Source organism: Streptomyces sp. UF-297, assembly GCF_058245575.1.
Genome location: NZ_JBSIBZ010000025.1, coordinates 64,565 through 84,987 on the forward strand (window position 1 = coordinate 64,565; position 20,423 = coordinate 84,987).

Sequence of the window (20,423 nt, forward strand, 5' to 3'; positions counted from 1 at the left end):
CGGAACCGGGGGGCCGGTATGAGGGGGCGGGTGGCGGCGGTTCTTGTTGCGCCGCTGGAGGCGTTCCGTACGGCGTATGCGGCGTTTCATCCGCCGCGGGCCGAGCGGTGTCGCAAGCCCGGGCAGTTCGGGCTGGTGGCGCGGGAGTTCACCGTGTACGGGGCGGACGGGGTGCGGCTCGCGGCCTGGCTGTGCCGGGGCGCGGACCGGGGGCGGGTGGTGGTGCTGGGGCACGGGCTGGGGCTGGAGAAGTCGCGCAGCCTGCCCTACGCCCGCTTTCTGCACCGGGCGGGGTACACGGTGGTGCTGTTCGACTTCCGTAATCACGGCGGCAGTTCGCACGACGCGAGCTTCGGCGGCTACGACGGGCGCTTCGCCGACGACGCGGTGGCGGTGGTCCGGCAGGTGCGCGCGCTGCCCGACTTCGCGGGGGCGCGGCTGGCGCTGTACGGCTTCTCGCTGTCCTCCTTCGCGATGCTGCGCGCGCTGGAGCGGCTGCACGGCACGGTGGACGCCGTCGTCTGCGACAGCGGCCCGGCCTGCGACCCGCCCGCCATCTCGGTGAACCTGCTGCGCCAGGGCCTGCTGCCGCTGCCGGAGGCGATGCGCCGGGGCGCGGCGAAGGCCGTGGTGGAGCGGGTGTTCAAGCTCCTGAACCGCCGCACGATGGGCGCCGGCGCCCCCTGGCCGCCACCTCCCTCGGCGGCGGGCTACGCCACCACGCCGCTGCTCTTCATCGGCGGCGGCGCGGACGCGGTGGTGCCCGCCGAGGAGGTTCTGCGGCTGGCCCGCCGCTACCCGCGCGCCGAGACCCTGGTGGTCCCCGGCGCCCGGCACCTGCGCGCCCTGTGGGCCGACAAGGAGCGCTACACCCGTACTGTGCTGGAATTCCTGGAGCGTTGCCTGGCCCCGGACACCCCGGGGGCGGACACAACTACCGGCGAGACGACCAGGGCGGTGCGCTGATGCGACTGGGACTGAACCTCAGGTACCTCGGGAGTCTGGGCGCGGGCCCGGACCCCCTCACGGCCGCGCACTACGCGCAGGAGGCCGAGCGGCTCGGCTACGACTCGGCCTGGACCTCGGAGGCCTTCAGCTCGGACGCGGTCTCCGTGCTGGCCTACCTGGCCGCGCACACCAGCAGCATCGGCCTGGGCACCGCCGCGATGCAGATCCCGGCCCGTACACCCGCGATGACCGCGATGACCGCGGCCACCCTCGACATCGTCTCCCAGGGCCGCTTCCGCCTGGGCCTGGGCGTCTCCGGGCCGCAGGTCTCCGAGGGCTGGCACGGGGTGCGCTTCGACCACCCGCTGGCCCGCACCCGCGAGTACGTCGACGTGGTGCGCACGGCGCTGCGCCGCGAGGACCTGGCCTACAACGGCGCGCACTACCGGCTGCCGCTGCCGGACGGCCCCGGCAAGGCGCTGCGCCTGGGCAACCGGCCGCGCCGCAAGGATCTGCCCGTCTATCTGGCGGCGGTGGGCCCGCGCAACATGGAGCTGGCCGGGGAGATCGCCGACGGCTGGCTGTCGGTGTTCCTGCGGCCCGACGCGGGCGGCGAGCACCTGGAGCGGCTGCGCGCCGGCCGCAAGCGCGCGGGCAAGGGCCTGGACGGCTTCGACGTGGTGGCCGCGGTGCCCGTCGTGGTGGAGCAGGACCTGGCCGTGTGCGCGGACCGCGTACGGATGTACACCACCCACTACCTGGGCGGCATGGGCAGCCGGGAGCAGAACTTCTACAACCGCCTCGCGGTGCGCATGGGGTACGGGGATGCCGCGCGCCGCGTACAGGAGCTGTATCTGGAAGGGAAGCTGCGCGAGGCGGCGGCCGCGGTCCCGCAGGAGTTCCTGGACCGCACCTGTCTGCTGGGGCCGGTGGACCGGATCGCCGAGGGGCTGCGCGCGTACGCCGCGGCGGGGGTGACGACGCTGTCGGCGATGGTCTTCCCCACCGGGGTCGAGGACGGCGTACGCACGCTGCGCGCGCTGGCACAAGCACTGGAGAAGTCGGGCGTGGGCGCATGACGCCCGTGCGCCGGGCCACAACGGGTCCGGCCGGGGACAGGCCAGGAAGGGACGCCGCTTCGTGTATGACGTCATAGTGGTGGGGGCGCGGGTCGCCGGGTCCCCCACAGCGATGCTCTTCGCCCGTGCCGGCTACCGGGTCCTGCTGCTGGAGCGGGCCCGCTTCCCGCGCGACACGCTCTCCACCCTCTACATCCACCAGCCCGGCGTGGCCCACCTCAAGCGATGGGGGGTGCTCGACGAGGTCATCGCCACCGGCTGCCCGCCCATCGACCGCTCCCGCCACCAGGTCAAGGACGTGGTCCTGACCGGGTGTTCGTGGCCGTCGGACGGGGTCAGCGCCGCCTATGCGCCGCGCCGCCATCTGCTGGACGCCATCCTGGCCCGCGAGGCGGTGGCCTGCGGGGCGGAGTTCCGCGACGGCTGCACGGTGGAGGAGCTGCTGCGCTACGACGGGCGGGTGGTGGGGGTGCGCTACCGCTCGGGCGGCCGCACCTTCGAGGAGCGGGCCCGTCTGGTGGTCGGCGCCGACGGGATGCGCTCGAAGGTCGCCGAACTCGCGGGCGCCCGCATCGAGTCGGAGGACCCGATGCTGACCTGCGTGTACTACGCGTACTGGTCCGGCATGCGCACCGGCTTCGAGGTGTACCAGAGCACCGGCAGGTGGGCGGGGTTCCTGCCCACCGGCGACGGGCTCACCCTGGTGGCCACCTACTTCCCGATGGCCCGCTTCGCGCGGGTGCGCACCGACATCCGCGGCGCCTATCTGGCGAACATCGCCGCCGTCGCCCCGGGCCTGGCCGACCGCCTGGCCGAGGCCACCCAGGAGGACCGGATCTACGGCACCGGCGAGCAGCGGAACTTCTTCCGGCAGGCCTCCGGGCCCGGCTGGGCGCTGGTGGGCGACGCGGGCCACCACAAGGACTCGCTGACCGGCAAGGGCATCACCGACGCCTTCCGGCAGGCGAGTGCCCTGGTGGAGGCCGTCGGGGACGGGCTGCAGGACCGGCCCCGGCTGGAGGAGGCGCTGACGCGGTACGCCAAGGAGCGGGACGCGCTGGTGCGGGACGGCTACCACGACACGCTGCGCGCCGCCGAGCTGCGCCCGGGGCGCCGACTGCCGCTGATGCGCTCCATCGCCGACGACCCGGAGATGATCGCCCGCTTCTACTCCGTCATCTCCGGGGTGCTGCCCTCCAGCGAGCTGATGACCGAGGAACTGCGGGCGCGGGTCGGCGTCTGACGCCGCGGCCGCCGGTGAAGGCGGCGCCGGGCCACCGCCGCGTGGGCGGTGGCCCGGTTCCGTACCGGTGTCACAGGGCGGGCACCGGGCTAGCCGAGGATGTCGGGGTGGGCGGCCACCGAGCGGAAGTACTCCCGGGGGCCGGCCAGGAGCCTGCGCTCCTTGATGTCGAACACGCCGCCGACGTTGAACACCTCGGCGACCAGGGTGCCGTCGGGGCGGGTGAAGCGCTGCTCCACGCGGAAGGACTTGCCCTCCCCGAAGACGAAGGCGCAGCTGATGTCGACCTCGTCGCCCGCGACCACTTCACGGTGGTACTTGACGGTGGTCTCCAGGTTGATCGGGCTCACCCCTTTGGCCAGCAGGTCGCCGTGGTGGATACCGGCGGCCCGCAGCAGCTCCCAGCGGGCGTGCTCGGCGTGCTGGAGGTACACGTTCCCGTTCAGATGCCCCTGGGCGTCGGTCTCGTAGACGCGGACGGTGATCCGTACGGTAAACGGCTTCGCCATGCTGTTCCTCTCTGGTCCGGGCCGGTCCGGCCCGGGCTGGACAGTGCCGGTCCGTCTGCGGCGGTCATGCTCCGTAGGCGACGTAACGGGCCACCTCCACCCGGGAGTTGATGTCCAGCTTCCGGAAGATGGCCCGCAGGTGGTAGTTGACGGTGTGCGGGGACAGGCTGACCCTGCGCGCCACCTGGCGGTTGGTGAGGCCGTCGCTGACCAGCCGGGCGATGGTCCGCTCGGTCTCCGTCAGCGCCTCCCATCCCAGGTGGGCGCCGCTCCTGGCGGAGCGGGAGGGCACCGCGGCCGGCGCGCCCTGCTCGTCCATGAACGCCCGTACGCGGTCCACGTCCGCCTTCGCGCCGATCTGCTCGAAGCGGTGCAGCGCGGAGCGCAGGCTCCCCGCCACCAGGGCGCCGTTCTTGCCCTCCTCCGCCGCGAACAGCATTCCGAGGTCCTCGTCAGCCAATGCCCCCGCACACGGGCTGACATGGTCCCTGGAGGCCCGGCGCAGCGCCCCGGTGTCCCGCTCCAGCAGGCCTCTGGCGTGCGAGGCGGACACCGCGACCGTCGGGTACTGGCGGTTGGCCGCCGCCAGGCGTTCGGCGGCGGTGACCACCGTCGTCGCCAACGCGATGTCCTCGGCGGCCAGCGCGAGCCGTACGAACCAGGGCGCCGCGCCCGCCTCCTCGACGATGAGCTGCGGTGCGGTCAGGAGGTGGACGTACCGGGTCGTCAGCAGCTCGGCCGTGCGCCGTGGCCCGAGCTGTGCGGTGGCCACCAGGCACTCCCCCCAGTCGAAGTGGATCGAGGGAAAGACGGTGGTGTCCGCGCCGACCACGGCCCGGCAGCGCCACACGTAGTCGGCGGCCGAGGACAGGTCGCCGCGGCGCAGCGCGACCAGGATGAGCACGGCCTGGCCGACGGGGACGGCCCAGCCGCCGCCCGACTTCGCCGCGGCCGCCAGCCCCGCCTGCGCCGCGTCCTGGGCCTCCTGCAGGCGGCTGGACTGGAGCAGCAGTCTGGCGCGGGTGATCAGCGGCGCCACCATGTGGGCCGGATCGCCCAGCGCCTCCGCCTCCTCCCGGGCGGTGTGGATCATCCCTTCGGCCTCTTCGAACTGGCCGAGGTCGGAGAGTTTGGAGGCCAGTGCGAGGCGTACGTAGGGCCGCCACATGGGCGGTGAGTACGGGCTCAGGCTCTCCGCCGCCCGCCTGCCCCAGCGCAGCCCCTCGGTGAGATTGCCCGCCGCCCACTCCAGGTTGGACATCAGCACCGTGGCGGTGACCACGTCCGCCGCGCCGCCGTCGCCGGTGTGGGCCTCCAGCGCCTCGCGCGCCCGGTCCATCACGCGCTGCTCGTTGTCGGCGAAGAGGGAGACGATGGTGCGGGCCATGCGGTCCGCGCGGTCGGGGTCGGCGGCCGCCGAACCGGCCGGGGCCGGTACGGCGGCCAGGGACGCGATGAGCTCGTTGCGCAACTCCTCGGCCAGGCCCATCGGCAGGGGCTCCCTGCGGACGCTTCTGGCCAGCAGCAGGGCCGGCACCATCCGGCGGGCCAGGCCCGGTCCGGTGGTGTGCGGTGCGGGCTGCGGCGCCACGGCCGGCGGGCCGCTGGGCTGGGCCGGGACGGCGAGGCGTCCGGGGACCGGCGGGTGCAGGGGTGTGGTGCCCGCCGACAGCGAGGCCAGTGGTGTCGTCGGGGGCATCGGCGTGATCGCTGCCCCCGCGTCGATCGCGAGCAGGTGCGTGCCGGGCGCCAGGGCGTGCGCCGGCCCTTCCTGCACGGCGCCGGGCATCGGGCCGGTGAGCAGGAGTTCGGGCGTCAGCGGTGTCTGGACGCCGCGCCTGCTGCGCAGCGCGCCGACGTCCTGGCACAGCGCGCGGCGCACCGCGGCGGGCAGCGCCTCCGCGATGGACCTGCGGACCAACTCGTGCTGGAAGACAGCCTGTTCGCCGGGGCAGATGAGCAGCCCCGCGGCCATCGCCTCGTTGAGTGCCGGCAGCATGGACGCGGTGGTCTCCCGTTGCATCGCGGCCACTTCGCCGATCATGAAGGATCCGCCGACCGCGGCGGCCACCTGGACGAGCTGCCTGGCCTTCTCCGACATGGAGTCCAGCCAGTGCAGCGCGATATCTCGTACGCGCTGTGGAATGCGCTCCTCGACCAGCTGCGCCAAATCCCCCAGAATTTCCACGGAGCCCTCTTCGCGGAGGCCTTCCGCCAACTCCACTATCAGCAGGGGATTTCCGCCCGCGCCCTCAACCATAAGGGCGAGTTTCGCGTCCGGCCGAGCGCCCAGGACGTCCGTCACAAGCTCCAGGGAAACCTCGTCGGACACCCGCCCCAACTCGATACGGGAGGACCGGCCGGCCTCGCCGGACAGCCTCCGCACGGCCCGGCTGTCATGGTGGGCGCGCAGCCCGATGAGCCTTATCAAAGGGGCGGTTCTGCCGAAGTGCGCCAGCGAGATCACGGTATTGGCGAATTCGGCGGAGGCGTCGTGGAAGTTGTCCACGACGACCAGTCGCGGCTGCGCCTCGGCCGTGGGCCCGCAGTCCAGCGCGGCCAGGAACGAGGCGATGCCGCCCACTCCCGGCAGCCCGCCGACGGCGGGCATCGGGAACGAGGTGACGGCGAAACCCCGCTGCTCAGCTGCCAGTTCGGCTTCCAGGAGCAACCGGGTCTTGCCGACGCCGGGCGGCCCCTGGACGATCAGTGTGCCACTGTGCCCTTCGGAGCCCGCGGCGAGCATGTCGGCCACGCGCCCCCATTCCTGCTTTCGACCGAGAATCCGAATGCCTTCGGTACGTTCCGTCATAGCGCCTCAAATTTTTGGAGCCGACGAGAAAGTCACGATGCCGTTCTGGTGTGCATGGATGGAGCGACAGGTCATGAAGAACTCTCCTGCAACTGGGCGAGCAACTCATCGAACTGTGGCTCACACCACACTCGCACGGCAACCGATCGCGTGTGCGATCATTAGCGCAATCGCCATGTGATCTACATCTCACGGCAGTCAGCGGCCGTGAGATGGGCATGCTCTCTTCATGTCCGAGTACGAGTGGGACCGCACCACCATGGCCGTCGTCGCCTGCGCCCTGTCCGGCGACAGCGAAGGCGCGGTGGAACTTCTGCGACCTCTCCCCCAACGCGATGTGTGCCATATCGCCGTCCGGCTGGCCGCCATGGCAGCAGACGCGCTCATCGCCGCGGCGGAGGACACCGGGGGCGACCGGCGGGAGGCTCTGGCGCACTGGCAGCAGTGCATCCTCCAGCACGAGTCCGAACACAACACCGACTAGCGGTGGCCCGGGTGGCGCACGAGGCCCGGGAGCCGCACCGGGTGTGCCGTTGTCACCGGGCCGGCGGCCCGAGGGCAATGAATGCGGCATCCCACGATCGTGACAGCCCGCGCGGGCAAGGTCGACGCAATTGTTTGCCGGGCGGACGCCGAACACCCGCGCCCCGTCCGGTGGTTGAGCGCTCATGCATTCGGTCCTGCAATGGTCGCGCTTTCCATCATCCTGGCGAGCGTGCCGCCGAGCGCTTCCAGCCGCTCGCCGTCCGCGCCGTGACAGCCCGCCAGGTCCCGTACGCCCAGCTGTATTTCGGCCGGCACCTCCCAGGCCGCGCCGGGCAGCAGGTCGCGCAGCGCGCCGTCCACCGCGCTCCAGTCGGCCAGCGCGCACCGGCTGACGACGAAGGCCGCCGCCGAACCCGGCACCCCGGCCTCCGGGCGCGCACACCGTGACCTCAACGCGTCCCACTCCCCCGCGAGTTCGGCCACCCCGCGCTCGGCGCTGCCCGTCAGCGCGGCCTCGTAGCCGACGTACGGATCGTCCGGGGCCAGGGCAAGGGCCGCCTCCAGGGCGCGGCGGGCGTCGTCCGCGCGGCCCGCGCGGCGGTGGCAGCCCGCCTGGAGCGCCAGTGCGTGAGCGCACTGGCGGTCGCACTCGGTGGCGCGCTCGAAGTCGGCCAGCGCCTGCTCCGTGCGGCCGAGGAAGAGCTGGACCCGGCCGCGCAGGAGACGGCAGCGGACGCTGTCCTGGCCGAGCTCCACGGCCCGGTCCAGGTCCTCCAGGGCGGCCGTCAACTGGCCGCTGGCGCAGCGCACCTGGCCGCGCAGCAGCAGGAGTTCCGGGGCGTCCGGGGCGTCGCGCAGCTCCCTGTCGATGTCGGTGAGCGCGTCGGCGGGGCGGCCCAGGAGCAAGTGGAGCTCGATGCGCTGCTCGGCGAGCCAGGCGGCGCCGAAGCGGAGGTTGCTGATCCGCGTCAGTTCGGACAGGGCCTCCTCGCGGCGCCCCAGGTACCGCAGGACCACGCCCCGGTGGGCGCGGGCCCACACATAGTCCGGGTTGATGGCCAGCGCCCGGTCGAACTCCTCCAGCGCGTCCTGGTACCGGCCCATCATCCGGTAGGCCTCGGCGCGTTCGGCCATCGCCCAGGTGTAGGCGGGGCGGCGTTCGATGGCGCGGGTCAGGCCCGCCAGCGCCTCCTCGTACCGCGACAGGCGGCGCAGGCAGGAGCCACGGCTGGCGACGGCCCAGGTCAGGGACGGGTCGAGGGCCAGGGCCCGGTCGAACTCGGCGACCGCCTCCGCGTGCCGGCCCATCATGCGGTAGGTCTCGGCCCGGTTGGACAGGGCCGTGGCGGAGCCGGGGTCCAGCTCCAGGGCCCGGGTGAAGTCGCGGACGGCGCCGTCGAAGTCGCGCATCCGCTGGCGGGTGACGCCGCGGCCGACGTGGCCCTTGGCGTAGCCGGGGTCCAGCTCCAGGCAGTGGTCGTAGTCGGCCAGCGCGGCGGGCCAGTCGCTGCGCCGGCGGTGGGCCCGGCCGCGCAGCCGGTAGACGCGGGCCTGCTCCTCGCCGCCCCGGGCCAGCAGCGCGGTGAGCACCTCGGGCTCGGCGCCCCCGTCGGCCGTATCGTCGGTGCACGCCGCATGCAGCCGACCGCCCCACTCGGCGGCCTCCTCCACGTCGCCGTCCTCGCCCGCCTCCACGAGCGTGCGCGCGATGCGTCGGACCGCCGCGGCGGCGTACTCGGTGGCGTCCAGGACGTCGGTCAGGGCCTGTGGCAGGGCGGTGCGGGCGTCGGCGCACAGGCCGTGGTAGATGCCCTGCAGCCGGTGTTCCAGCCACCGTTCGTCGGCCCACTGCTCCTGCGGCGGCCTGCCGTGGGCGAGTTCGGCGCAGCGCGCGGCGGCGGCGTCGGCCAGCCTGCCGTGCCGGGCCGCCCAGGTCTGCGGGGAGCGGCGGCGCTGGAGCCGCAGCATCGCCGTACGCACCACCTGGTGGTACTGCCAGCTGCCGGCGCGCTCGGCGACGAACGGCAAGGAGCGCAGCCAGCCGAACTCCCCCGCCGCGTCCGGGTCGACGGCCAGCCGGTAGACGTCCTCGTCCAGCGTGCGCGGCAGGGCGGCCGCCAGCGCCGCCTGCCGACGCACCGGGTCGCTCTCCCACTTCAAGAAGCGCTCGACCGCGGTGTCGCTGGGGTCGTCCACCGCGTCGGGGCCGGGCGGGCGGTTCTCGGCGAGGGTGGAGACCAGCACCGGCAGGCCGCCGGACAGCCGCCAGATCTCCTCCACGACCCGCTCGTCGGTGATCTGCCGGGCGGCCAGGAACTGCCGGGCCTCGGTGGCGGTGAAGGGGTCCAGCGCGATGTCGCTGACGCAGTCCAGGTAGTCGGCCCAGCAGCGGCGGTCCAGCTCGGTCTGGCCCGCCAGCGTCACGACGACATTGAGCGCCAGGGGCCCGTAGCGGTCGCTGACCAGCACGTCGCGCAGCCAGGTGTCCAGGAAGGGGCCGGTGCGCTCGTAGGTGTCGAAGAACAGCGCCAGCCAGGGCACGTTCTCGGCCACGGCGCCCAGGTCGCGTACGAAGACGGGGGTGAGCGCGTCCAGGGGGCTGAGGACGAGCTGGACGTCGTCGGGGCTGCGCAGGCGGGCGCTGAGCAGTCCGCGCAGCCGGTCGGCGCCGCGCGCCACCTGCCCGGGGTCCACCGCGCCGGCCAGCGCGCCCACGCCGGGCACCAGGCCCAGCCCGGCCAGCCCCGCCCGGGCGGCGGCCAGGCTGCCCGTGGAGGGCCCGGTCTCGTGCTGCGCCTGCGGGCCCTGGACGGCGGACTCCGCCTCGTGGCGCCGCTCCCGGTAGGTGGCCAGCAGTTTGTCGAAGGCTTTGAGCGGGTGGCCCTGGCGCTCCAGCTGGGCGCTGATGGCGGCCATCGCCTCCGGGACGCCGGTGGTGCCCTCGTCCACGCACGCGGTCGGCGCGCCGTGCCCGCGCGCCGTCTGCTCGAACTGCCGCACCAGCGAGGTCTTGCCGACCCCCGCCTGCCCGTGCACATGGAAGAGGAACTGATGCGCCTCGTCCTCCGCGTCCTGCCCGAAGTTGTCGTCGAACACGGCCAGTTCGCTGCGGCGGCCCACGAACCCGGCCCTGCGCCGCCTGCCGATCAGCTCCTGCCTGGACGGTCTGGGCGCTCCCGACGGTCTGGACGCTCTCAACGGCCTTGGATGGTCCACCGCACCCCTCCCTCTACGACCCGTGAGCGCAGGCTAGCGCCCAACGGGCCGGTGAGCGGAGGGGCTCGGGCCACCGCCTGAGCTGGTGGAGCGGCCCGCGACGGCTGGCGGGACCACCGTCCCGCGGCACCGGCCGCGGCGCCGGCGCGGTCAGTCCAGGACCGGCAGCAGTTCCGGAAGATGTCCGTCCGAGGCCAGCGCGGCGTCCTGGCGCTCCTGGGGCACCGGGCCGTAGGTGGTCGTGCGCGGCCGCGCCGGACGGCCCGCCGCCTGTGCGATGCCCACCAGGTCGCGTATGGAGCGGTACGAGCCGTAGGAGGAGCCCGCCATACGGGAGATGGTCTCCTCCATGAGCGTGCCGCCCAGGTCGTTGGCGCCCGAGCGCAGCATCTCGGCGGCGCCTTCCGTGCCGAGCTTGACCCAGCTGGTCTGGATGTTGGTGATGTGCGGGTGCAGCAGCACCCGGGCCATGGCCGTCACCGCGCGGTTGTCGCGGGTGGTGGGGCCGGGGCGGGCGATACCGGCGAGGTAGACGGGGGCGTTGGTGTGGATGAAGGGCAGGGTGACGAACTCGGTGAAGCCGCCGGTCTCCTGCTGGATCTGTGCCAGCAGCCGCAGATGGCCCAGCCAGTGCCGCGGCTGGTCCACGTGCCCGTACATCATGGTCGAGGACGAGCGGATGCCCAGCTCGTGGGCGGTCCTGATGACCTCGACCCAGGTGGCGGTGGGCAGCTTGCCCTTGGTCAGCACCCAGCGGACCTCGTCGTCCAGGATCTCGGCGGCGGTGCCGGGGATGGAGTCCAGGCCCGCGGCCTTGGCCTCGGTCAGCCACTCCCGTATCGAAAGGCCGGTACGGGTCGCGCCGTTGACGACCTCCATGGGCGAGAAGGCGTGCACATGCATGCCCGGGACGCGCTCCTTGACCGCCCGCGCGATGTCGAAGTAGGCCGTGCCGGGCAGGTCGGGGTGGATGCCGCCCTGCATGCACACCTCCACCGCGCCCACCTCCCAGGCCTGTTGGGCACGGTCGGCGACCTGCTCCAGGGAGAGGGTGAAGGCGTCGGCGTCGGTGCGGCGCTGGGCGAAGGCGCAGAAGCGGCAGCCGGTGTAACAGACGTTGGTGAAGTTGATGTTGCGGGTGACGATGTAGGTGATGTCGTCGCCGACCGTGGCGCGGCGCAGGTCGTCCGCGATACGGCAGAGCGCGTCCAGGGCCGGGCCGTCCGCGTGCAGCAGGGCCAGCGCCTGGTCGTCGGTGAGCCGGGTGGGGTCCTCGGCCGCCTGCCCCAGCGCCGCGCGCACGTCGGTGTCGATGCGCTCGGGCACCATGCCGGGCGCCGCGGCCTCGCGCAGCGCCTCCCAGTCGCCGTAGACCTCGTCGAAGTCGTTGCGGCGATCGCCGGTGCGGCCTTCGGTGTCGATGGTGCGGTGCAGGTCCGTACGGCCCGAGGACGCCAGCGTGAAGCCCTCGTCGGGCTCCTGCCAGGGGTGGCCCTGCACGACGGCGTCCGGGAGCGCGAGGCCGGTCTGCGGGTCGGCCAGCGCGCGGACGTGGGGCAGCAGGCGGGGGTCCATCCAGGGCTCGCCGCGCTGGACGAACTCCGGGTAGACGCACAGGCGTTCCTCCAGGCGGAAGCCGGCCGCCGCGGACCGCTCGGCCAGCTCCTCCAGCTGGGGCCAGGGCTTTTCGGGGTTGACGTGGTCGATGGTGACCGGCGAGACGCCGCCCCAGTCGTCGATGCCCGCGCCGATGAGGCGGGCGTACTCGCCGTCGACGAGGTTGGGCGGGGCCTGCAGATTGCCGGAGGGGCCCATGATGTGCCGGGCGACGGCGACGGTGGCGACCAGGTCGTCCAGCTCGGCGTCGGGCATGCCGCGCATCGCCGTGTCCGGCTTGGCGCGGAAGTTCTGGATGATCAGCTCCTGGATGCCGTGGTAGGAGCGGGAGACGCGGCGCAGCGCGAACAGCGACTCGGCGCGCTCCTCGACGCTCTCACCGATCCCGATCAGCAGCCCGCTGGTGAACGGCACGGAGGAGCGCCCGGCGTCCTCCAACACCCGCAGCCGCACGGCCGGTTCCTTGTCGGGCGAGCCATAGTGGGGCATGCCCGGCTCGCTCCACAGCCGCTCGGCGGTGGTCTCCAGCATCATGCCCATGGAGGGGGCGACCGGCTTGAGCCGCTGGAAGTCCGTCCAGGTCATGACGCCGGGGTTGAGGTGCGGCAGCAGCCCCGTCTCCTCCAGGATGCGGATGGAGATGGCGCGTACGTAGGCGATGGTGTCGTCGTACCCCTCGGCCTCCAGCCACTCGCGGGCCTCGGGCCAGCGCTCCTCGGGCTTGTCGCCGAGCGTGATCAGCGCTTCCTTGCAGCCCAGTTCGGCGCCGCGGCGGGCGATGTCCAGCACCTCGTCGGGGGACATGAACATCCCGTGCCCGGCCCGGCGCAGCTTGCCGGGGACGGTGGCGAAGGTGCAGTAGTGGCACTTGTCGCGGCACAGGCGCGTCAGCGGGATGAAGACGCTCCTGGAGTACGTGATCACGCCGGGGCGGCCCGCGGCCTCAAGGCCGGCGTCGCGCACCCGGGCCGCCGAGGCGCACAGGTCGGCGAGGTCCTCGCCGCGCGCCTGGAGCAGCACGGCGGCTTCGGTGACATCCAGCGCCACACCGTCGCGGGCCCGTTTGAGCGCACGGCGCATCGCGTTCGCCGTCGGTGCGGGCCGGTCTGCCTGTGCGCTGGAAGTCATCCTCCGAGCATACGAGCGGCCACCGGCAAGACGAATGCCTGGCCACCCACCATTTGTGTGCCACTGATCACGTTATACGGAGGAAGCCTCCGCACACGCCGGGCACCCCCTGACGGTCCGTCCGCCGCGGCTTCCGGCGCAGGTCACAGGGGGTGGGGCAGGAGCGACCCAGGGGACGGCACGGCCCCCTGTGCTCACAGGTACTGCGCGTACTCGTCCAGCTTGCGCAGCACCTCACCCTCCCCTGCCGACGGCAGCCCGACCACGACCTCCCGCACCCCCATCTCGCGCAGCCGCGCCAGCTTTCCGGCCGACGGCACCACGGCGTAGGGCACCACCTCAGGCTCCCCCTCCCGGCCCGCCGCACGCCACACCTGCCGCAGCTGGGGCAGAGTTTCGGCCAGCCCGGCACCGCCGATCGGCAGCCAGCCGTCCGCGTACTCGGCGATCTGCGCGAAGAGCTTGGGACCCGCCGCCCCGCCGACCAGCGTCCGCGGGGCGCCCTTGACCGGCTTGGGGTACGCGTGCGACGCCCGCACCGACCCGAACTCACCCTCGTACGCGGTTGGTTCGTCCGCCCACAGCGCCCGCATCAGCGCCATCCGGTCGCGCACCGCCGAGCGCCGCGTCGCCCAGCGCACCCCGTGGTCCGCCGCCTCCTCCACGTTCCACCCGAAGCCCACGCCGAAGGTGAGCCGGCCGCCGGAGAGGAAGTCCAGCGTCGCGACCTGTTTGGCCAGATCGATCGGGTCGTGCTGGGCGACGAGCGTGATGCCGGTGCCCAGCGTCAGCCGCTCGGTGACGGCGGCGGCCTGGCCGAGCGCGATGAACGGGTCCAGGGTGCGCCCGTATTCACGCGGCAGCGGCTCTCCCATGGGCGCCGGGGTGTCCCGGCTCGCGGGGATATGGGTGTGTTCGGGCAGATAGAGCCCCGCGAAGCCGCGCTGCTCCAGCTCGGCCGCCAGCCGCAGCGGCCGGATCGTCTCGTCGGTCAGGAAGATCGTGGTCGAGATCCGCATACGGAACACCTCCGGCTCGGCAGTACGCCCCTTACTACCGGCCTCTCACGGCTCAGTCCACCACGCCGCAGCGACGCGGGGCCGATTCCCGACCGTCCTCTTCCCTTGTCCATCCGTTCACGGCTGAATACCAGAGTTCCATCGCGTAACGGGATTCCACCGCGTACCGGAGCCCCGCCGCACCACCCCTGTCCCGCCCGACGACCCTGGGAGCCGACGGCATGTGCGAGGACGGCACGAACGACAAGGACGGCACGGACGGCACGGACGGCACGGACAGAGAGGACCGCACCGGCGGCACCGACCGCACCGGCGGTGGCGCGAAGGGCGCCCTCGCTCGGCGCGCCGTGCTGGTGACGGGAGCCGCCGCGGCGCTTACGTTGAAGGGCGTGAGCTTCGCTGGAGCCGAACCGGCACCGGGCGCACGCCGCCCGGGCAACGAGTCCCGCGTCATCACCGGCCATCTCGACCCGGGCGCGGCCGACTACGTCTACCTGCCCGTCGAAGTGCCGCGCGGGGTAAGGGAGATGGCCGTCTCGTACACCTACGACCGCCCCACCGTGCCGCAGGGCACCGTCGGCAACGCCTGTGACATCGGCATCTTCGACGAGCGCGGTACGGACCTGGGCGGCAAGGGCTTCAGAGGCTGGTCGGGCGGCGCCCGCACGGAGTTCTTCCTGCGCGCCGACGACGCCACGCCGGGCTATCTGCCCGGCCCTCTCAACTCCGGCACCTGGCACATCGTCCTGGGCCCGTACACCGTCGCCCCGCAGGGCCTGGACTACCAGGTCACCGTCACCCTCCGCTACGGGAAGCCGGGCCGCCCGCCGAAGGCCGTGTACCCCCCGCAGCACGCCAAGGGCCGCGGCCGCGCCTGGTACCGCGGCGACAGCCATCTGCACACCGTCCACTCCGACGGCAGGCGCACCCCCGCCGAAGTCGCCGCGCTGGCCCGCGCCGCCGGGCTGGACTTCCTGACCACCACCGAGCACAACACCACCTCCTCGCACCGCGCCTGGGAAGGCCTGTGGGGCGAGGACCTCCTCATCCTCACCGGCGAGGAAGTCACCACCCGCAACGGCCATGTCGTGGCCATGGGCACCGACCCCGGCATCTTCATCGACTGGCGCTACCGGGCCCGCGACAACGCCTTCGGCAAGTACGCCCGCGCCATCCGCCGGGCCGGCGGCCTGGTCATCCCCGCGCATCCGCACGCCACCTGCATCGGCTGCAACTGGAAGTTCGGCCTCGACGACGCGGACGCGGTGGAGATCTGGAACGGCCCCTACACCCCCGACGACGAGATCTCCCTCGCCGACTGGGACAGCACCCTGGTCGCCTACGCGCAGGGGCGGCGCGGCCGCTGGCTGCCCGCGGTCGGCCACAGCGACGCGCACCGCGACCCGGACGTGGTCGGGCTCCCGCAGACCGTCGTCCTGGCCGACGGCCTGTCCCGTACGGCCCTCCAGGACGGCATCAGGGCCGGCCGCGTCTGGATCGCCGAATCCTCGAAGATCGACCTCGCCTTCACCGTCGAGACCGCCGATGGCACCACCGCCTCCGCCCACCGGGCCGGGATCGGCGAACGCCTCCGCGTCGCCGACGCCACCCCCGTCATCGCCCGCCTGAAGGTCACCGGCGCCCCCGGCTGCTCGGTCCGCTTCCTCACCGACCAGGGCCAGCTGCACACCGCCCCGCTGCCCGACTCCGGCACCGGCACCGTCGCGTGGCGCACCACCCCCCAGTACGCCTCCTACGTACGCGCCGAAGTCCGCCACCCCCCGCTCCTGCCCATCCCCGGCATCCCCGGCCCGATGGCGGCCCTGACCAATCCGGTGTTCCTGGGCCGGTGGTAGCGGCTCGCCACCGTGCCATCGCAGCCGTACGAACAGCCGCCCAAGTCCGCCCCCACCGGCCCGCGACTTCACATCCACACGCCGGCCCATCAGGGGCGCGAGGAACCGCGCGAACACCCCCCACCGGCCCGCAGATCCCCAACCGCCCCCCGGCAGACCCACCAGGGGCGCGGGGAACCGCGCGAACGCCCCCCACCGGCCCGCGGTTCCACGACCGCACGGCCCGCGGAGTGCCGGGCCGTGCGGGCCCCGCCCCGTACGGCATGCTGGCCACGGCGCCAACCACAAGAAGGGGCCCGCCACTTGACGACTACGGGCAGCCGCGGCGCACGCCGGACGGTCACCACGGCGGGCCCCGCCGCACTGGGCGCCGCCGTGGGCGCGGCCATCGTCATTCCCTCCCCCTTCCTCGGCGAGCCCCGCTGGCCGGTCTGGGCCGCACTGGCCATCGGGCTCACCGGCACGGCCGGCGCGGTCTTCACGTACGGAAGAACCCGCTGGCAGCAGCTGCCCGACACCGAACGCCCGCCGCCGCGCACGTTCGGCACCCCCCTGCTCCTGCTGCTGACCGGCACCCTCGCCATCGGCCTCGTCCCGCACGCGGTGGGCCACAACTACGGCTGGCGCGGCTCCGCGCTGGTGGCCGTGGCCGTCCTCGGGGGCATCCCGGCGGCCGCGACCGGCCTGGCCGTCCACCGCACCGCCCGCGCCCCCACCTGGGCGGAGTCCCGCGGCCACGGCGAGCAGGTGGCCTGGCTGATCGACCGGCGCCGGCTGGTCAAGGAACTCCTCGTGGTCAGCGGCAGCCTGGTCGCCCTGTCCACGCTCGCGCTGGGCGCGGCGGCCCAGATCCAGGGCGATCTGGTCGACGCGGGCCGCCTCGCTCCGGAGCAGGCCGTGACGCCGCAGGTCGTCGTCATCTTCGGCTCGTTCGGGTCGCTGACCGTCACCTGGATCTTCGGCCCGGCCGCCGGTGCGCTCAGACGCCGGGGCCGGCAGCTGTGCGCGGAGCTCTTCGACATCGCCGGGGCGTGCGACGCCGCCGAGATCCTGGACCGCGCCGAGCAGCGCCAGAAGCTGGAGGCGGTCCTCGGCGCGGACGCGGGCCTGTTCGCCGACCTCCAGTCCGGCCTGGCCCTGCTCTCCCCCCTGATCGTCGGCGCAGCCGGCCTCCTCCTGCCGAAGTAGCCCGCCCCCACCCGGGCGCCCGTCACCCGAAGACGTCGGCGACGTCGGCGGCCACACCGACCGCCGCCGGGGACGGGGCGGCTTCGGGAGCGGGCGGGGCGAAGGAGACCGACCCCAGGACGTGGGTGAGAAGGGGGAAGTAACGCTCCCACTCCTCCAGGTCGTTGGTCATGAAGCAGAGGACCGCGACCTGGCGGCCGTGGGGGAAGGGGAGGAAGAACTGCGCCTGCCGGACCAGCTCCACATCCCCCTCATCGGTCTCCCCCGCCTCCGGTCCCGCGTAACGCCCGGCGCCCGGCACCGCCCGGTCCTCCACCACCCCGACCGCCGGCCCGCACGGCAGCAGCATCGTCGCCACCTCGCGGTGCTCACCGGTCCCGCCGTCCTGACCGGCGAGTTCGGCCGCGGTACGCCGGGCGAAGGTCTCACGGGGTCCGGTGGGCTGGTCGCGGACGAAGACGGTGAGCATGCCGCTGGTGAGCGTGGGCTCGTCCTCGTCCACCCGGTAGAGGCAGCTGGAGATGTGCACGACGTCCTGCGCCAGCAGCTCCAGCAGCATGACCTCGCTGCTGGCGACGTAGGCCAGCTTCCGGTCCGGCGACTCGTCCGGATACATGGTGTCGACGATCCGGGCGAGGCGCACCATCCGCTCGTCCGAGGGCTCGTCCAGGGGCAGTTCGGTGAAACCCTCGGGCAGGTCGAACCAGAGCGGGACGGGGTACGCGGGCAGGGGCGCGGCGGGCTCAGCCATGGGAGCCCCCCCCCCCCCCCCCGCGCCGAAGAGGCTGCCGATCCCGAGCAGCGACCCGGCCACGCCGCCCTTGCCGATCCTGCCGCTGCCCAGCAGGCCGCCCGCGCCGGTGATGGCGGTGTTGGCGCCGGTGGCCTTCGCGGCCCGGTCCGACGCGCCCTGGCTGAAGTCGCCCAGGGTGACCGCCGTCGGCGCGGCCAGCCCGAGCTGTACGGTGCCCTGTGCGCCCTTGGCGACGTTGGCGGCGACCGTGGGACTGGCTCCCAGCTCCGCTGCCGCGCGGCCAACTCCCTTGGCGAACAAGGGGTTTTCCATCGCCGCCTTCGACCCTTGGGTGAGCCCGCGGGACAGGCCGGTGCCACCGGCCCGCAGCCCCTGGGTGACCTTGGCGCCCGAGGCTGCGAACTTGGCGCCCTTCGCGCCGGCCGACACGCCTCGGGAGACCGCGCCGACCACCGGGATGGCGCCGAGCGCGTCGCCGCCCAGGGTGAGCCAGTTGTTGATGTTCTTCCCCGGCGGGAACAGCCCGCTGACGCCGTACTGGGCGGCGTGACCGGCGAACGCGGCCAGGCTCAGTACGACCGCGACGGGCGCCAGGATCGGGAGGAACAGCGCGGCGACGCCCACCACGGCCGCGGCCACGCTCAGCAGGTCGGCGCCGTGGTTCTTCACCCAGTCCCACGCCTTCTTGTACCAGGCGGGCTCCGGCGGGGCCTTGCTGTCGGCGGCGTCCCGGACCTTCTTGGAGGTGTGCTGGGCGACGTTCTCGTGGTCGCCGTGCAGGTCCTTGGCACGCTTGAGGATGTCGTTCAGGCTGGTGGTGGCGTTGTTGACCTTGTCGGTCGCCTCGTCGAGGATCTTGCGCGCGGCGTTGTAGCGGCGCTGGGCGTCATCCAGCGCGGCCTGGTTGTCGAACGTCTTGCCCGCCAAGCCGAGATCCGGCGCGCCCTTGGCGCTCGCATACGCCTCTTCCGCATGCTTCTTGTCGGCCTTGGCCTTGACCGCCTGCCGCTCCAGATCCTCGGCTTTGGGGCGGTTCTCCGTCAGCGTCCGGTGCCACTTGTCCAACTCGCGCGAGGCCTCCGTGATGGAGTCCCCGGCGTCCTTCAAATACCCCGGCAGCTTGCCGAGTTTCCCGGCGAAGGCGTCGGCCGCCTCTCCGGTCCACTCGCCCTTCCCCTTGGCAATTTTGTCCAGTACGTCATGAACGCTGATCAGCCGCTCGGAAACCTTGGCGAGGCTCGCGGACAGTCCATGGACCGTTCCGCTCTCCCCCGGCGCCGGATTGAAGCCCAGCCCGGACCAGTTACCGCCCTTGCCCGCCATCAGCCCTTCGCCCCCATGCTCTCCTTGTTCGCCTGCTCGGTGTCGGCGTAGTTCTTCTGCACCTGCCGAAGCCCCTCGTCGAGGGTCTCCACGCACTCCCGGACCTTCTTGAGTCCGTACTCCCACTTGTCCTGGAAGTGGGCACAAGAGTCATCCAGGAAGTCGAAGCCCAACCCCTTCGGCCCGATCTTCTTCAGCGCCTGAAGGCCACCGTCCAAGTCATCGGCACAGCCCTTCAGATCGTCCGCCAGCTTCTTCAAAAGCTGGACGTCCACCGTGAAGTCACTCACGTCACCGCTCCCCCGTCCTTCATGGCCCGCCATTCTTGATGTTGTCGCGCAGCCCGGCGCCGCTTTCGCTCTTCCGTGGCGATGGGCCAGCCCACCAGCACGCCGATCACGGCCGTCGAACCGAGCCAGCCCACCAGTTCACCGGACAACTCAGCGTGCCCCGGCGTGTTGGGCGAGGCTTCGCCGTCCGGGTCGGCCAGCACGGTCACGTGCTGCCCGACCTTGTAGACATCGCCGTCCTCAGGACGGAATTCACCACCGGGTACCGGTCCCTTGCCGTCGGCCCGTTCCAGCCGGAAATACCAAGTCGGCCCGGCCTTGCCGTGGCTTTCCATCCTCTTGCCGGTCACTACTGCCTCGACGCGCTCGCCGCGGAGTTGGAGCTGCAGGTCGTTCCAACCGACACCGCACGCCGCCGTGCCCAGCACGGTCAGCAGAAGGATTCCGATCCCCGCGTAACAGCCCGCTTCTCCGGACAGGAGCGCAATCGCGACGGTGTAGACGACAAGAAGCAACAACACCACCGGCACGGCCAGCCACCAACTGACCGCACTTCCCAGCAGGGCGATTCCGAGCATGGCGGCACCCGCCCCCACCGTCAGTGCGGCACCGCCCAGCACCAGCAGCCAGATACGGCGCGGCGGATCGTACCGAGGAGGCTTCTTCCGCCCCTGCTGACGCGGCTTCTTCGACGCCTTACTGGTCCCCCGTCCGGATTGCATGGAGCGCATTTTGCCACCGGGCCATGAGGGTTCCTCAAAAGGGGTGTCAATCCCTTTCCCAAGCTCTGTCGAAAACCTCGCGCAATTCCAGGAAGCGGCAATGATGAAGCCGTCACTCTTCCGGATCCGGGCACCCTCAGCCCCGGCGCCGCTTTCTCTCGTCGACGGCGACGGGCCGGCACATCAGCACTCCGAAAGCGGGCGTCGAGCCGAACCGGCCCGCCAGTTCACCG

14 protein-coding genes are annotated in these 20,423 nt (G+C 72.7%); 6 read left to right on the forward strand and 8 right to left on the reverse strand.

Features of this window, described 5'->3' with window-relative positions:
* The first annotated feature begins 30 nt into the window (after nucleotides 1-30).
* The 3 genes from AC4IJH_RS17120 (at nucleotide 31) to AC4IJH_RS17130 (ending at nucleotide 3,270) form a co-directional block, all read left to right on the forward strand.
* Complete coding sequence (locus tag AC4IJH_RS17120) at nucleotides 31-966, forward strand: alpha/beta hydrolase (protein WP_490852583.1); 936 nt, start codon at nucleotides 31-33, stop codon at nucleotides 964-966.
* On the forward strand, nucleotides 966-2,027 hold the full coding sequence (locus AC4IJH_RS17125) for an LLM class F420-dependent oxidoreductase (RefSeq protein ID WP_490852584.1): 1,062 nt from the start codon (nucleotides 966-968) through the stop codon (nucleotides 2,025-2,027). The genes AC4IJH_RS17120 and AC4IJH_RS17125 overlap by 1 nt, the downstream gene beginning before the upstream one ends.
* A 61-nt stretch (nucleotides 2,028-2,088) precedes the next feature.
* Nucleotides 2,089-3,270 (forward strand): NAD(P)/FAD-dependent oxidoreductase, encoded by a 1,182-nt coding sequence (locus AC4IJH_RS17130; RefSeq protein WP_490852585.1) that lies wholly within the window; start codon nucleotides 2,089-2,091, stop codon nucleotides 3,268-3,270.
* Nucleotides 3,271-3,359: 89 nt separating this feature from the next.
* On the opposite strand, the gene AC4IJH_RS17135 is transcribed toward AC4IJH_RS17130, so the two are convergent.
* Together AC4IJH_RS17135 and AC4IJH_RS17140 are read right to left on the reverse strand one after the other, a co-directional pair.
* The gene (locus AC4IJH_RS17135; protein ID WP_490852586.1) at nucleotides 3,360-3,779 is read right to left on the reverse strand and encodes an acyl-CoA thioesterase; all 420 of its coding nucleotides are present in this window, start codon (nucleotides 3,777-3,779) and stop codon (nucleotides 3,360-3,362) included.
* Between the two features lie 64 nt (nucleotides 3,780-3,843).
* Nucleotides 3,844-6,525: a helix-turn-helix transcriptional regulator gene (locus AC4IJH_RS17140; protein ID WP_490852609.1), complete on the reverse strand. Its 2,682-nt coding sequence runs from the start codon at nucleotides 6,523-6,525 to the stop codon at nucleotides 3,844-3,846.
* Between the two features lie 295 nt (nucleotides 6,526-6,820).
* Here AC4IJH_RS17140 and AC4IJH_RS17145 point away from each other — a divergent pair, with 295 nt between their 5' ends.
* Nucleotides 6,821-7,075: a hypothetical protein gene (locus AC4IJH_RS17145; protein ID WP_490852587.1), complete on the forward strand. Its 255-nt coding sequence runs from the start codon at nucleotides 6,821-6,823 to the stop codon at nucleotides 7,073-7,075.
* A 182-nt stretch (nucleotides 7,076-7,257) separates the two neighbouring features.
* Here AC4IJH_RS17145 and AC4IJH_RS17150 read toward each other — a convergent pair whose 3' ends face one another.
* The 3 genes from AC4IJH_RS17150 to AC4IJH_RS17160 form a co-directional block, all read right to left on the reverse strand.
* Nucleotides 7,258-10,197 carry a tetratricopeptide repeat protein gene (locus AC4IJH_RS17150; RefSeq protein ID WP_490852588.1) on the reverse strand — a complete coding sequence of 980 codons (2,940 nt, stop codon included), beginning with the start codon at nucleotides 10,195-10,197 and terminating at the stop codon, nucleotides 7,258-7,260.
* 246 nt (nucleotides 10,198-10,443) lie between these two features.
* Complete coding sequence (locus AC4IJH_RS17155; RefSeq protein WP_490852589.1) at nucleotides 10,444-13,038, reverse strand: bifunctional FO biosynthesis protein CofGH; 2,595 nt, start codon at nucleotides 13,036-13,038, stop codon at nucleotides 10,444-10,446.
* Nucleotides 13,039-13,232: 194 nt separating this feature from the next.
* A complete protein-coding gene (locus tag AC4IJH_RS17160; RefSeq protein WP_490852590.1) occupies nucleotides 13,233-14,057 on the reverse strand; it encodes a TIGR03619 family F420-dependent LLM class oxidoreductase in 825 nt (274 codons plus the stop codon).
* A 221-nt stretch (nucleotides 14,058-14,278) separates the two neighbouring features.
* On the opposite strand from AC4IJH_RS17160, the gene AC4IJH_RS17165 reads away from it, so the two are divergent.
* Together AC4IJH_RS17165 and AC4IJH_RS17170 are read left to right on the forward strand one after the other, a co-directional pair.
* On the forward strand, nucleotides 14,279-15,913 hold the full coding sequence (locus AC4IJH_RS17165) for a CehA/McbA family metallohydrolase (protein ID WP_490852591.1): 1,635 nt from the start codon (nucleotides 14,279-14,281) through the stop codon (nucleotides 15,911-15,913).
* A 303-nt stretch (nucleotides 15,914-16,216) separates the two neighbouring features.
* Nucleotides 16,217-17,101 (forward strand): hypothetical protein, encoded by an 885-nt coding sequence (locus tag AC4IJH_RS17170; RefSeq protein ID WP_490852592.1) that lies wholly within the window; start codon nucleotides 16,217-16,219, stop codon nucleotides 17,099-17,101.
* A gap of 22 nt (nucleotides 17,102-17,123) precedes the next feature.
* On the opposite strand, the gene AC4IJH_RS17175 is transcribed toward AC4IJH_RS17170, so the two are convergent.
* Genes AC4IJH_RS17175 through AC4IJH_RS17185 form a run of 3 tightly spaced genes read right to left on the reverse strand, consistent with a single transcriptional unit; the run spans nucleotide 17,124 to nucleotide 20,190 of the window.
* Nucleotides 17,124-19,178, reverse strand: a complete 2,055-nt coding sequence (locus AC4IJH_RS17175) for a putative T7SS-secreted protein (protein ID WP_490852593.1) — start codon at nucleotides 19,176-19,178, stop codon at nucleotides 17,124-17,126.
* Nucleotides 19,178-19,468 (reverse strand): WXG100 family type VII secretion target, encoded by a 291-nt coding sequence (locus AC4IJH_RS17180; RefSeq protein WP_490852594.1) that lies wholly within the window; start codon nucleotides 19,466-19,468, stop codon nucleotides 19,178-19,180. The genes AC4IJH_RS17175 and AC4IJH_RS17180 overlap by 1 nt, the downstream gene beginning before the upstream one ends.
* Complete coding sequence (locus AC4IJH_RS17185; protein WP_490852595.1) at nucleotides 19,465-20,190, reverse strand: hypothetical protein; 726 nt, start codon at nucleotides 20,188-20,190, stop codon at nucleotides 19,465-19,467. Before AC4IJH_RS17185 ends, AC4IJH_RS17180 begins: the two co-directional genes overlap by 4 nt.
* Between the last annotated feature and the right edge of the window lie 233 nt (nucleotides 20,191-20,423).

Coding starts and splice junctions, on each gene's coding strand:
- AC4IJH_RS17125 (WP_490852584.1), top strand. CDS start 966: ATGCGACTGGGACTGAACCTCAGGTACCTCGGGAGTCTGGGCGCGGGC.
- AC4IJH_RS17135 (WP_490852586.1), bottom strand. CDS start 3,779: ATGGCGAAGCCGTTTACCGTACGGATCACCGTCCGCGTCTACGAGACC.
- AC4IJH_RS17140 (WP_490852609.1), bottom strand. CDS start 6,525: ATGCTCGCCGCGGGCTCCGAAGGGCACAGTGGCACACTGATCGTCCAG.
- AC4IJH_RS17145 (WP_490852587.1), top strand. CDS start 6,821: ATGTCCGAGTACGAGTGGGACCGCACCACCATGGCCGTCGTCGCCTGC.
- AC4IJH_RS17155 (WP_490852589.1), bottom strand. CDS start 13,038: ATGACTTCCAGCGCACAGGCAGACCGGCCCGCACCGACGGCGAACGCG.
- AC4IJH_RS17160 (WP_490852590.1), bottom strand. CDS start 14,057: ATGCGGATCTCGACCACGATCTTCCTGACCGACGAGACGATCCGGCCG.
- AC4IJH_RS17165 (WP_490852591.1), top strand. CDS start 14,279: ATGTGCGAGGACGGCACGAACGACAAGGACGGCACGGACGGCACGGAC.
- AC4IJH_RS17175 (WP_490852593.1), bottom strand. CDS start 19,178: ATGGCGGGCAAGGGCGGTAACTGGTCCGGGCTGGGCTTCAATCCGGCG.
- AC4IJH_RS17185 (WP_490852595.1), bottom strand. CDS start 20,190: ATGCAATCCGGACGGGGGACCAGTAAGGCGTCGAAGAAGCCGCGTCAG.